Source organism: Thiobacillus sp. (assembly GCA_024235835.1).
In the GTDB taxonomy this organism is placed as follows: Bacteria; Pseudomonadota; Gammaproteobacteria; order Burkholderiales; family Thiobacillaceae; genus PFJX01.
Genome location: JACKLQ010000002.1, coordinates 785,471 through 796,930 on the forward strand (window position 1 = coordinate 785,471; position 11,460 = coordinate 796,930).

Sequence of the window (11,460 nt, forward strand, 5' to 3'; positions counted from 1 at the left end):
GGACATGAGTACGAGACGTGGCCTTCTGCTGGGCGTAGTGGCCTGCCTGTTCTGGGCCGGGGCCCCGGCCGCCGACAAGGAGGTCGGCATCACTCACACCCTGAAGGCGGTGGAGGTGCTCCACAACGGCAAGAAGGTGCGCATCGAGCGCCACCCGGATACGGACAACATGCTGGATCCGGACTATTCCCTCACCTCACGGCCCTGCCCGCCTTTCTGTATCCAGCCCATGGTGCTGGGCCCGGGGGTGGAGACCATCGGCGAGCTGGAGATGCTGGAATACCTGAAGAAGGCTGGCAGGGATGGCAACGTGCTGGTGATCGATTCCCGGGACGGGGACTGGCCCCAGCGCTCCGGCATCATCCCCGGCGCCGTGCTGTTGCCCTGGCAGGATCTGCACCCGGGCCACACGGATCCGGAAAAGATCGCCGAGACCATGATGTTCCGCTTTGGCGCTACCCGCCTGGGCAGCGTCTGGAACTTCGAGAACGCCAGGACCCTGGTGCTCTACTGCAACGGCCCCTGGTGCGGGCAATCTCCCACCAACATCAAGCAATTGCTGTCCATGGGCTACCCTGCCCACAAGCTCAAGTGGTACCGTGGCGGTATGCAGGACTGGAAAGTACTCGGCCTGACCACCGTCGCACCCAACCAATAACTGAAGTTCGGAAGCACTCTTGAAGAAGGAAAGATAAAGAATGAAACGTTCCCTGATCGCCGCCCTGTCCCTGACCCTGGCCGTACCCGCCGTCACCGTGGCCCAGCAGGCCGCCCCTGCCGCCAATCCTTACCTCTCCAACGTACCCATTTCCGCCGGTCCCATGGTGCTGCCCATCAGCCCCGGCGGTCGTGGCGCCCTGCCCTACGAGATGTCCCGCGTCATCCCGCCGGAAGAAAAAGAAAAGCTGATGAAGCAGATGATGCCCATGATGAACCTGGTCACGCGCATGGACGTGAAGGACGTCATGAACCTCATGACCATCAAGTACCAGGCCAAGGAGGGCCTGAGCTTCGACGATGTGGTGGAGTCCATGAAGCTGCGCGCCAACCAGCTCAACTTCAAGATGGTGGGCCACTCCCCCATGTGGAAGGACATCCAGGTTGTACTGGGCGATATGGAAGCACCGCGCATGGAGGTGTTCCACTACTGCGACATCGCCGCCGGCCGCGAGGTGTTGAAGTACGCCCCCGAGTCCATCGTCTTCCTGCCCTGCCGCATTGCCGTCATGGAAGACGCCCACAAGAAGATCTGGGTGCTGACCCTGGACTGGAACACCTCCTGGCTGGATTCCATCTCCGGCAAGATGGGCGCGCCCACCGAGCTGACGAAGTACGCCACGGACATCCGTGACAAGATGGACAACATCATGCGGGCTGCCGCCGCCGGCGACCTGTAAGCAGGCAAGCCACCTACCCGTCCGCCCCGAGGGCGGACGTTCGGACCGGCCCTCTCGTGGGCCGGTTTTTACCTTGGAGACCGTCATGAAGCGCATCACCCCGCTGCTCCTCGCCGTCGTTGCAGGTACCGCCCAGGCTGGTCCGGAAAGCATGTTGAACCCCCTGGCCATGATGAACCCCATGGCCGGCTACGGCTCGCCCTTCGGCGGTTACGGCAACCCCTTTGGCAATCCCCTCGGTGGCGGTTTCGGGGGCGGCTACGGCAGCCCCATGGGTAATCTGAATACCTTGAATACCCTCAGTGCCCTGGCTTCCCTGGGCATGATTGCCGCGCCCGTCATCGCCCCCCTGGCGCCCAATCTGTTCAATCCCATGGGCCAGATGGGCTATCCGGCCATGCAGATGGCGCCCAACATGATGTCCTATGGCCATTATGGCCAGTACGGTGGCGGTCCCTTCGGCGGCAATCCGTACATGCAGCGCAGCCTGCCGAATCCCATGGCGCCACCGGCCTTCTCGCCTTCCATGCCCACCATGCCTTTCTCCCCGGCCCAGGGCACCCTGCCGTTGCCTTTCGGCGCGCCGTCCCAGGCGTCGATGCCGTCCCTGCCTTTCGGCACACCTTCCCAGTCGATGTTGCCGTCTCTGCCGTTCATGGCATCCCCGACCCCCATGCTGCCGGCGGGAATGATTCCGGGGCTGGTGCCCATGGCGCCCTCCTCGCCACCACCCGGTCAGTCCAATCCCTGGTCCCAGGCGCCGGCCCAGCCTCAACCTCAATCCCAGGCTGGCGCACAGCCCATGTGGAATCCCTTGATGATGATGGTGCCCATGCCCCTGGCGGAAAGCGCGCCGGCCCAGCCTGCCCCCGCACCGGAAGCCGCGGCCACCACGCCCCTGGACCCGGCCACCTTCATGCAGATGTTCATGAAGCCGCCTGCCGAGACCCCGGTGGCTCCCGCAATTAAGTAAGAAGGCTTACTGGGGTTTGAACGGGCGTCCGCGGGCGCCCGTTTTGTTTTGGCTCAGCAGGGATTGGATGTCCGCCGCCAGGGGGCCGGTGACGGGTTCTATCTTGCGGCGCATGAGGGAACCGATGGCGGTGGAGCGGGTGAAAATGGGTTTTACCGTGGCGTCGCTCATGCCCGCCAGGCGGGTGGCGGCGGCCAGTTGCGCCGCCAGTCGCTCGTCGGCTGGCGGCGCTGCGGCGGGAGGGCCTTCAAACCTGAAGTAGCTGCCGATGGCGTTGAGGGTGCGGCTTACCACCTCCTGGGTTTCGGGCCGCTCCATGATTTCTGCGGCGGCGGACAGGAAGGTCTGGCCCTGGGCCGAGAGGGCCTTTTCCAGGGCACGGGCGGCGGGATCGCTCTGGGACAGCAGCTCAGAGAGCGCGGCTACGGTGTCCTCGCTGTCGGGGTGGGGGGGCAGGGTGCAGGGCAGGGGGTAGGGCTCGTCGATGGCGGCCATCTCCAGGAAGGCCACGTAATGACTGTTGCCGCGCTTGCCCTTGTTCCAGGTGGCTTCCAGCCGTTCCGGAGTGAGGGCGCGGGAGTAGATGAGCACCGCCACCGTGTCCATGATGGCCAATGGGTCTTCCTGGAGGAAGGGCAGGTGTTCCGCCAGGAACTCCGCCAGGATGGGGCCCATCCCGCCCCGGGCCACGGCCTCCCGCCGCAGCATGAGGCGGGCGTTTTCGATGGTGGGCTGGGTCCACCAGGCGTATTTCGCCAGCTCATCCGTGAGGGCGGGGGAATGCACTACGGCAACCACCGCTTCGGGCTCGCCGGTGAGCAGCAGCTTGCCCAGGTTCAGGCCTTCCATCTGGCCATGACGGGTCCAGCGGGACAGGTACACGGGATAGCCGCCGGGGGAGCCCAGGGCGTGGCCTGATAGCTGTTCCCGTATCAGGCGGGCGTATCTGTCCGCCCGGCAGGTGGGTGCAAGGGGAATGCTGGCCTCGCCTTCGTTGGTGAGGGCATGGAGGGTCATGGCGCCCTCGTCCAGGCGCACCGCTTTAAGATCCTGGGCCAGGAGCACCTGGAGACGGAAGCTGTCTTCCGGGGAAAGCTCGTCACTCATCAGGCGAAATCATCCCGCCAGCCTGGCGAAGCACTTGGCGGCTGCGTCGATGGTGGCGTCGATGTCCTCGTCCGTGTGGGCGGCGGAGACGAAACCGGCCTCGAAGGCGGAGGGAGCCAGGTACACGCCCTCGTGCAGCATGAGGTGGAAGAAGCGGTTGAAGGCCTCCTTGTCGCTGGCCATGACCTCGGCGTAGGAGGTGGGGGGCCTGGGGCTGAAGTACAGGCCGAACATGCCGCCCACGCTGTCGGCGCAGGCCAGGATGCCCGCGTCCTTGGCGGCGGCGGTGAGGCCATCCACCAGGCGCCTGGTCTGGGCCGTGAGGGCGTCGAAGAAACCGGGTGCGCTGATCTTCTCCAGGGTCTTCAGGCCCGCCGCCACGGCCACCGGGTTGCCGGACAGGGTGCCGGCCTGGTACACGGGGCCCAGGGGCGCCAGCTTGTCCATGATCTCGGCCCGGCCGCCGAAGGCGCCCACGGGCATGCCACCGCCGATGACCTTGCCCAGGGTGGTGAGGTCCGGGGTGATCCCGTACAGGCCCTGGACGCAGCCCAGGCCCACGCGGAAGCCGGTCATGACCTCGTCGAAGATCAGCACGGCGCCGTGTTTGGTGCAGTTCTCCCGCAGGGCCTCCAGGAAGCCGGCCTTGGGCTTGATGAGGTTCATGTTGCCCGCCACCGCCTCGACGATGACACAGGCGATCTCGTCGCCCTTCTCGGCGAACAGGCGGTTCACCTGGTCGATGTCGTTGTAGTCCAGCACCAGGGTGTGCTTGGAGGTGTCGGCGGGCACGCCGGCGGAGCTGGGGGCGCCGAAGGTGAGCAGGCCGGAGCCGGCCTTCACCAGCAGGCTGTCGGCGTGGCCGTGGTAGCAGCCCTCGAACTTGATGAGCAGGTCCCGGCCGGTGAAACCCCGGGCCAGGCGGATGGCGCTCATGGTGGCCTCGGTGCCGGAGGAGACCAGGCGCACCTTCTCGATGCTGGGCAGCAGGCTGGCGATCCGTTCCGCCATGACCAGTTCCATCTCCGTGGGGGCGCCGAAGGACAGGCCATTGGCGGCGGTGTCCTGCACGGCCCTCACCACGTCCGGGTCCGCGTGACCCAGGATCATGGGGCCCCAGGAGCCCACGTAGTCGATGTAGGCCTTGCCGTCCGCGTCCCATACTCGTGACCCCTGGCCCTTGGTGAAGAAGCGGGGGGTGCCGCCCACGGAGCGGAAGGCACGCACGGGTGAGTTCACGCCGCCAGGAATGCGGTGCTGGGACTGTTCGAAGAGTTGGTCGTTGCGGGAGGTCATTCGAATTCCTCGATCTCGATCAAAAATAAAGAAGTGCCACCCCGAGAATATTTGTCCCCCTCGGGGGGCGGAACTCGCTAAGCGAGTTCCTGGGGGTTGTTAAAAAGCGAGATGAATCGCTTGGCGGCCACCGCCGGGTCGGGCGCGTCGTAAAGGGCGGAGATTACCGCCACCATGTCCGCTCCGGCCTTGATCAGGGGCAGGGAATTCTCCACCGTGATGCCGCCGATGACGCATACGGGCTTGCCCGAGACCGCCTTGCCCGCAGCCAGCAGCTCCGGGTGGGCGCGGCGTGCATGGGGCTTGGTGGGGGAGGGGAAGAAGCTGCCGAAGGCCACGTAATCCGCCCCCGCCCTGGCTGCCTTTTCCGCCAGGCCCGGGTCCTGATAGCAGGAGGCGCCCAGAATTTTATCCGCTCCCAGCAGGGCGCGGGCCTGAGCCAGTTCGCCATCGTCTTCTCCCAGGTGCACGCCGTCCGCTTCGCAAAACAGGGCCAGGTCCAGGTCGTCGTTGACGATGAGCAGGGCATCGAACCGGCGGGTGAGGCCCCGCAGGGCTACGGCCTGTTCCTGGCGGTGGCATGGGCTGGCGGCCTTGTTGCGGTACTGCAGAAGGCGGCAGCCAGCCGCCAGGATGGCCTCCGACACGGCCACCAGGCGCTTGCTGTCGGACCAGTCCGGGGTGATGGCGTAAAGTCCCCTCAGCCCATTACTCATCGTCCCTCGCCCAGAACAAGCGATCCGGGATGAACTGGCCCATGCCGGGACGGAACGCGGCCTTCAGGGCCTGGTACGTGTATTCCTGGGCTTCCTTCACGGCCTCGGTCACGTCCACGCCCTGGGCCAGGAAGGCGGCCACGGCCGAGGCCAGGGTGCAGCCCGAGCCGTGGTAGGAGCCGGGCAGTCGGTCCCAATGAAGCCGCTGCACCACGCCCCGGGTGTTGTAGAGGGTGTTGGTCACCTGGGCGCCCTGCTCGTGGGCTCCGGTTATGAGGACATACTCGCTGCCCAGGTCCAGGATGCGCCGGGCGCATTCCTGCAATTCCAGGGTCTTCTCTTCAGCCTCGTCCTCCTCGTCTCCTTCCTCTTCCTCCACCAGTTCCGCCAGGCGGCGGGCTTCGAGGCTGTTGGGGGTGACCACGGTGGTCTGGGGCAATAGCAGGTCACGAAGGGCTGCCACCATGTCCTCGCTGGAAAGGCTGTCGCCTCGGCCCGAGGCCAGTACCGGATCAAGGATCAGGGGGATGTCCGGGTAGTCGGCCACCACTTCGGCGATGGCGGCCACGGCCTCGACGCTGCCCAGCATGCCGATCTTGATGGCGGCCACGGGGATGTCCTCCAGCACGCCCCGGGCCTGGTCGGCGATCCAGTCCGCTTCCATGGGCAGGAAGTCGTCCACGCCCACGGTGTCCTGCACGGTCACGGCGGTGACCACGGAGAGGGGGTGGCAGCCCAGGCTGGCCAGGGTGAGGATGTCGGCCTGGAGGCCGGCGCCCCCCGTGGGGTCGGTGCCGGCGAATACCAGGACGGCGGGCAGCGGGGGCAAGGGAGTGTCGGAAACGGGCATGGCGGCAGGATAGGGAACGGGCGAGGCTTGGGGCCTCAGCCCCAGGTCAAAGGGAATTGGCGCTTGGCGCGGGGGGCAAGAGTGGGCAAAATCCGGCGGGTTCAGATTCTATACAAGTGCTTTATCCCGTCGCCATGAGTAACCGAACCTGGATGTGCGTTGTGTGCGGTTTCATCTACGACGAGGCCAAAGGCCGGCCGGAAGAGGGTATCCCCCCGGGAACCCGCTGGGAAGAGGTGCCCGTGAACTGGACCTGTCCCGAATGCGGCGCCCGCAAGGAGGATTTCGAGATGCTGGCGGTCTAGGGTCTGCGGTTTTCGCGACGAAAACTCAAGAACCCAGGATTCGCGCCGATATCTCTGCATGGCCCCAGGAGGCTCGTGCATGGAAGGAGACAGGTATGCGGTTTATCGCGGTTGCTTTGCTGGCGGTGCTGGCGCCCCTGGCGCAGCTTGCCCATGCCGGCAGTGGCTTGCTGCTCAACGTGACCCTGGACTATGACCAGGAACGGGACCATGTGGCCGTGCAGACCGTCTTCAAGGATCTGGCCGGCTATCTTTCCAGGGCCGTGGGCCAGCCGGTGCAACTCATCATGACCCAGAACGCCGAGCGGGTGGGGGAGCGCATCCGCACCGGGACCTATTCCCTGCTCCTGGCCCCGGCCCAGCTGGTGGGGGCGGCCATGCGCAACGGATATACCCCGGTGGCCAGGACCGAGGAGGAAGCCAAGGTGGTGCTGGTGGCCAGCAAGGGGTCCGGCGCCAGCTCCCTCGAGACGTCCCGGGGCAAGCGCATCGCCCTGCCACACCGGGAGTCCCTGGTGAGTTACATGGTCAAAGGCGAGATGAATGCCCTGGGCCTGTCGCCCGACAGCTTCTTCGGCCAGGTCATGTACATGAACAAGTACGGTGCCGTGCTTTACGCCATGGATATCGGCCAGGCAGAGCTGGTGGCGGTGAAGTCGGAACTGGCGGACAATTGGCTGCGCCGAAATCCGGGCGCCAGGGTGGTGAAGTCCCTGCCCCCGGTGCCCGTGGCCGGCGTGGTGGTGAACGACAAGCTGGACGCCGCCCTGAAGGACAGGATCCGCGTGGCCTTCACCCAATTGGACAAGGGTCTGGCGTCCCGGCTGAAGCAGGCCCAGATCGGCGCCTTCGAGCCCGCGGACAGGCCTGATTTCGAATTCGTCTCAACCCGGGGCTTCTTCTCGCCCGAGGTGTTGCCCGGCGCTTCCATCGCCACGGCCGAGCAGGTTAAGCAGCTCATGGCCCAGAAGGTGCCCTTGTTCGACGTGCGCCCCGTGGCCCACTTCCGCGAGGCCCACATCCCCGGTGCGGTGAATTTGCCCTACAAGATGAACAGCCCCAAGGAAGTGGACTACGACGACGCCGTGGATGGCTTTGACCTGTCCAGGCTGCCCAAGGACAAGAACGCACCCATGATCTTCCAGTGCAACGGTGCCGAGTGCTGGTACAGCTACAAGGCGGCGCGCTACATGGTGAAGCGGGGATTCAGGAAAGTGTACTGGTTCAGGACCGGGCTGCCTGCCTGGAAGGCCGCGGGCTACCCCGTGCAGCGCGGCAGCTGATTCATGGAGAAACGCATGTGGAGGGAGGCATGAATATGGAGGCCGCCGCTAGCTTGAAAGGCGCCAAGGTGATGGTGATCGACGACAGCAACACCATCCGCCGAAGCGCGGAAATCTTTCTGGTCCAGGCAGGCTGTGAGGTCATCCTGGCGGAGGACGGCTTCGATGCCCTGGCCAAGATCACGGATCACCACCCGGAGGTGGTTTTCGTGGACATCATGATGCCCCGGCTGGACGGCTACCAGACCTGTGCGCTGATCAAGAAGAACCCCCGTTTCCGGGATACGCCCGTGATCATGCTGTCCAGCAAGGACGGCCTGTTTGACCGGGCCCGGGGGCGCCTGGTGGGCTCCGACGAATACCTCACCAAGCCCTTCAGCAAGGATGGGCTGCTGGACGCGGTGCGGCGCCATCGTGGCCAGGGCAATTGAACATCGAGTCGTACAAGGAATCCCGAACATGACTGTGAAACGAGTCCTGGTGGTGGATGATTCCCCTACCGAGCGGTTTTTCCTCTCCGACCTGTTGCGCAAGAACGGCTACGAGGTGCTGACAGCCGAGAACGGCGAACAGGGCGTGGCCCTGGCCAAGAGCGAGTTGCCGGATCTGGTGCTGATGGACGTGGTGATGCCCGGGCTGAACGGCTTCCAGGCCACCCGCCAGTTGTCCCGCGATCCGACCACCCAGAAGATTCCCGTCATCATGTGCACCACCAAGGACCAGGAGACGGACCGGGTGTGGGGCATGCGCCAGGGTGCGGTGGAATACGTGGTGAAGCCCGTTCTGGCCGAAGAGTTGCTCGGCAAGATCGTGGCCCTGGGGTAGGCGCAAGGTGACGGGCGAAGCACGGGAACCGCTGCGGGATTTCCAGACCCGCCTGGCGGAGAAACTGAAGGCGGCGGAAGCCACCACCGGCGCCACGTCCAAGCTGGGCGTGCTGGCGGGGGGGCGCCACTGGCTGCTGAACCTGGATCAGGTCAACGAAGTGGTCACCGTACCCCAGTTGGCGGAAGTGCCCTGGTCCAAGCCCTGGTTCGCTGGCGTGGCCAGTGTGCGGGGCGTGATCTACGGGTGCGTGGACCTGGCCGCTTTCGCCGGTGTGGCGGAGCCTCTGCCCTGGGGCGAGGCTCGGTTGTTGCTGGCTCATCCCCGCTTCGGCATGAATGCCGCCTTGCGGGTGGAGCGGGCCCTGGGTCTGCGTCCCCTGGCGGAGTTGACGCCCGAACCTTCGGAGGCGGATGAGCCGGATTGGAGACTGGGCCGCTGGCGGGATCGGGCCGGAGAGTTGTGGACTGAGATCAGCGTGGAAAAACTGGTGGGCTTGCCGGCCTTTCTTGAGGCAGGCGTCTGAAATCCAGGTGCGCGTCGCGGCGTCCCTGTAAGGAACAAGGCTCCAATGGGAGATATGGATGGCGACAGATAGGAAGTCAGTAAAAAGGAAATCGACCCAAGGCAATGTCTTCACGCGCCTGGCCGAGCGTATCGGGCCTGGCGTAAGTGCCACCATGGCCCGTCTGGGCACGGTGGACCCGGACCGTGTGCCCTTGCTGAACCGTTTGTCCCAGGACCAGCGCCAGCCCGCGCTGGTGGCGGTGTTGCTGGTGTCCGTGCTGCTGGCCGCCGCCTTCCTGGTCTGGAACATCATCCAGGTGGGCAACCGCGCCGAGTACATCGAGATCTCCACCCGCTTGCAGATGCTGTCACAGCGCTACACCAAGACCGCCCAGCAGGCGGTGCTGGGCAACGCCAAGGCCTTCGCCCAGCTGGATGAGGCGCGCCAGGCCTTTGCCGATGGCCTCAATACCCTCATCTCGGGCGGTGCAAGCGTTCCCGCTTCCCCCGGTGCACTGCAGGACGATCTGGCGACCCTGAAAAAACGCTGGGACACCTCGAAGAAGGATATCGAGGCCCTGAGCGGTCAGCAGAAAACCCTGGTGAGCCTGGGCAGGGCCCTGGCGGAGATCAACCAGCGCAACACCGAGTTGCTGGATCTGACGGAACAGGTGGCGGCCCTGCTGCCCAACGGTTCCAGGCAATGGGCCTTCGCCAACCAGCAGTCCCTGTGGACCCAGCGCATGGCCAAGAACGCCAACGCGCTGCTTTCCTCCGACGTGATCAACCCGGAAACGGCCTTCCAGCTGGCCCAGGACGCCCGCACCTTCCGAGATGTGCTGGATGGCCTGCTCAAGGGCAGCGATTCACTGGGTTTGGGCGCGGTGGCGGACGCCAATGCCCGCGACAAGGTCCTGGAGTTGCAGGAAGTATTCGCCGGCTTCGAGTCCCAGGTGAACAACGTGCTGAAGAACATGGCCCCCCTGGTGGAGGCCAAGCGGGCCGCCCGGGAACTGTTCGACGAATCCGACCAACTGCTGGCCATGACCTACGCCCTTACCCAGCGCTACCAGGCCACTGGGACCGGCATCACCTTGCTGTTCGCTGTCGTCTTCGCCCTGATCGCCCTGACGGCCATGCTGGCCCTGGCCATGCTCAACGTGCAGGAGGCCCAGCGCCGCGCCCAGGAGGCCGCCGAGGAAAACCGCCGCAACCAGGACGCCATCCTGCGGCTGCTGAACGAAATGGGTGACCTGGCCGAGGGCGACCTGACGGTGCAGGCCACGGTGACGGAGGACATCACCGGTGCCATCGCCGACTCGGTGAACTTCGCCATCGAGGAGTTGCGCATGCTGGTGCAGGGCATCAACCGCGCGGCGGAACAGGTGGCGGGGTCTTCCAGCGATGCCCGGGGCAACGCCGAAGAACTGCTCAAGGCCTCGGATGTCCAGGCCAGGCAGATCGCCGAAACCACCCAGGCGGTGAACCAGATGTCCCGCTCCATCGTGCAGGTGTCCGAGAACGCCGCCGAATCCACTGCCGTGGCGGAACAATCCCTCGTCACCGCCCGTCGGGGCGGTGACGCTGTTCGGGACGCCATCGCCGGCATGAACGTCATCCGCGACCAGATCCAGGAGACCTCCAAGCGAATCAAGCGCCTGGGCGAGTCCTCCCAGGAGATCGGCGAGATCGTGGACCTGATCTCCGACATTACGGAGCAGACCAATGTGCTGGCCCTGAACGCGGCTATCCAGGCGGCGGCGGCCGGCGAAGCGGGCCGGGGCTTCAGCGTCGTGGCGGAGGAAGTGCAGCGCCTGGCGGAACGCTCCGCCCAGGCCACGCGCCGCATCGGCGCCATCGTCAAGACCATCCAGAGCGACACCCAGGATGCGGTGAACGCCATGGAGGCCTCCACCCAGGGCGTGGTCCAGGGTGCGGCCCGGTCCGATGCCGTGGGCGTCTCCCTGGCGGAGATCGAGTCGGTGTCGGACCAGTTGGCCCGCCTCATCCAGAACATTTCCGATGCCACCCGCAGCCAGGCCCGCACCGCCGAGCAGGTGATGATGACCATGCAACAGATCCTGGACGTGACCGAACAGGCCACAGACCGTACACGTCGCAGCGTGGAATCCGTGACTCAGCTGGCCATGCTGTCGGACGAGCTGAAGGTTTCCGTATCCGGCTTCAAGCTTTGAGGCGAG

General features: G+C 65.4%; 13 protein-coding genes. 9 read left to right on the top strand and 4 right to left on the bottom strand.

The genetic code is table 11. The features are described 5' to 3' along the window. Positions 1–4 precede the first annotated feature (4 nt). The 3 genes from H6935_11935 (at position 5) to H6935_11945 (ending at position 2,370) form a co-directional block, all read left to right on the top strand. The gene (locus tag H6935_11935; protein ID MCP5279054.1) at positions 5–658 is read left to right on the top strand and encodes a rhodanese-like domain-containing protein; all 654 of its coding nucleotides are present in this window, start codon (positions 5–7) and stop codon (positions 656–658) included. A gap of 163 nt (positions 659–821) precedes the next feature. Continuing rightward, entirely contained in the window at positions 822–1,397 is a 576-nt protein-coding gene (locus tag H6935_11940; GenBank protein ID MCP5279055.1) for a DUF302 domain-containing protein, read from the top strand. Positions 1,398–1,482: 85 nt separating this feature from the next. Next, a complete protein-coding gene (locus tag H6935_11945; GenBank protein MCP5279056.1) occupies positions 1,483–2,370 on the top strand; it encodes a hypothetical protein in 888 nt (295 codons plus the stop codon). Between the two features lie 6 nt (positions 2,371–2,376). On the opposite strand, the gene H6935_11950 is transcribed toward H6935_11945, so the two are convergent. From H6935_11950 to thiD, 4 genes are all read right to left on the bottom strand, one after another. Next, positions 2,377–3,477: a hypothetical protein gene (locus H6935_11950; GenBank protein ID MCP5279057.1), complete on the bottom strand. Its 1,101-nt coding sequence runs from the start codon at positions 3,475–3,477 to the stop codon at positions 2,377–2,379. 9 nt (positions 3,478–3,486) lie between these two features. Continuing rightward, positions 3,487–4,773 (bottom strand): glutamate-1-semialdehyde 2,1-aminomutase, encoded by a 1,287-nt coding sequence (gene hemL, locus H6935_11955; protein MCP5279058.1) that lies wholly within the window; start codon positions 4,771–4,773, stop codon positions 3,487–3,489. A gap of 77 nt (positions 4,774–4,850) precedes the next feature. Beyond that, complete coding sequence (locus H6935_11960; GenBank protein MCP5279059.1) at positions 4,851–5,489, bottom strand: thiamine phosphate synthase; 639 nt, start codon at positions 5,487–5,489, stop codon at positions 4,851–4,853. Further along, the gene (gene thiD / locus H6935_11965; protein ID MCP5279060.1) at positions 5,482–6,339 is read right to left on the bottom strand and encodes a bifunctional hydroxymethylpyrimidine kinase/phosphomethylpyrimidine kinase; all 858 of its coding nucleotides are present in this window, start codon (positions 6,337–6,339) and stop codon (positions 5,482–5,484) included. The genes H6935_11960 and thiD overlap by 8 nt, the downstream gene beginning before the upstream one ends. 134 nt (positions 6,340–6,473) lie before the next feature. Here thiD and H6935_11970 point away from each other — a divergent pair, with 134 nt between their 5' ends. The 6 genes from H6935_11970 to H6935_11995 all read left to right on the top strand — a co-directional run bounded on the left by H6935_11970 (position 6,474) and on the right by H6935_11995 (position 11,454). Then, positions 6,474–6,644 carry a rubredoxin gene (locus H6935_11970; protein ID MCP5279061.1) on the top strand — a complete coding sequence of 57 codons (171 nt, stop codon included), beginning with the start codon at positions 6,474–6,476 and terminating at the stop codon, positions 6,642–6,644. Between the two features lie 95 nt (positions 6,645–6,739). Beyond that, positions 6,740–7,927 (top strand): PhnD/SsuA/transferrin family substrate-binding protein, encoded by a 1,188-nt coding sequence (locus H6935_11975; GenBank protein MCP5279062.1) that lies wholly within the window; start codon positions 6,740–6,742, stop codon positions 7,925–7,927. 35 nt (positions 7,928–7,962) lie between these two features. After that, complete coding sequence (locus H6935_11980) at positions 7,963–8,358, top strand: response regulator (GenBank protein MCP5279063.1); 396 nt, start codon at positions 7,963–7,965, stop codon at positions 8,356–8,358. 34 nt (positions 8,359–8,392) lie between these two features. After that, positions 8,393–8,752: a response regulator gene (locus tag H6935_11985; GenBank protein ID MCP5279064.1), complete on the top strand. Its 360-nt coding sequence runs from the start codon at positions 8,393–8,395 to the stop codon at positions 8,750–8,752. 7 nt (positions 8,753–8,759) lie between these two features. Beyond that, the gene (locus tag H6935_11990; GenBank protein ID MCP5279065.1) at positions 8,760–9,278 is read left to right on the top strand and encodes a chemotaxis protein CheW; all 519 of its coding nucleotides are present in this window, start codon (positions 8,760–8,762) and stop codon (positions 9,276–9,278) included. A gap of 154 nt (positions 9,279–9,432) precedes the next feature. Continuing rightward, positions 9,433–11,454: a type IV pili methyl-accepting chemotaxis transducer N-terminal domain-containing protein gene (locus H6935_11995; GenBank protein ID MCP5279066.1), complete on the top strand. Its 2,022-nt coding sequence runs from the start codon at positions 9,433–9,435 to the stop codon at positions 11,452–11,454. Positions 11,455–11,460: the final 6 nt, after the last annotated feature.

What these genes read in the sequence shown, in the direction of transcription:
- H6935_11935 (MCP5279054.1), top strand. Translation starts at nt 5, where the DNA reads ATGAGTACGAGACGTGGCCTTCTGCTGGGCGTAGTGGCCTGCCTGTTC.
- H6935_11940 (MCP5279055.1), top strand. Translation starts at nt 822, where the DNA reads ATGGTGCTGCCCATCAGCCCCGGCGGTCGTGGCGCCCTGCCCTACGAG.
- H6935_11945 (MCP5279056.1), top strand. Translation starts at nt 1,483, where the DNA reads ATGAAGCGCATCACCCCGCTGCTCCTCGCCGTCGTTGCAGGTACCGCC.
- H6935_11950 (MCP5279057.1), bottom strand. Translation starts at nt 3,477, where the DNA reads ATGAGTGACGAGCTTTCCCCGGAAGACAGCTTCCGTCTCCAGGTGCTC.
- hemL (MCP5279058.1), bottom strand. Translation starts at nt 4,773, where the DNA reads ATGACCTCCCGCAACGACCAACTCTTCGAACAGTCCCAGCACCGCATT.
- H6935_11960 (MCP5279059.1), bottom strand. Translation starts at nt 5,489, where the DNA reads ATGAGTAATGGGCTGAGGGGACTTTACGCCATCACCCCGGACTGGTCC.
- thiD (MCP5279060.1), bottom strand. Translation starts at nt 6,339, where the DNA reads ATGCCCGTTTCCGACACTCCCTTGCCCCCGCTGCCCGCCGTCCTGGTA.
- H6935_11970 (MCP5279061.1), top strand. Translation starts at nt 6,474, where the DNA reads ATGAGTAACCGAACCTGGATGTGCGTTGTGTGCGGTTTCATCTACGAC.
- H6935_11975 (MCP5279062.1), top strand. Translation starts at nt 6,740, where the DNA reads ATGCGGTTTATCGCGGTTGCTTTGCTGGCGGTGCTGGCGCCCCTGGCG.
- H6935_11980 (MCP5279063.1), top strand. Translation starts at nt 7,963, where the DNA reads ATGGAGGCCGCCGCTAGCTTGAAAGGCGCCAAGGTGATGGTGATCGAC.
- H6935_11995 (MCP5279066.1), top strand. Translation starts at nt 9,433, where the DNA reads ATGGCCCGTCTGGGCACGGTGGACCCGGACCGTGTGCCCTTGCTGAAC.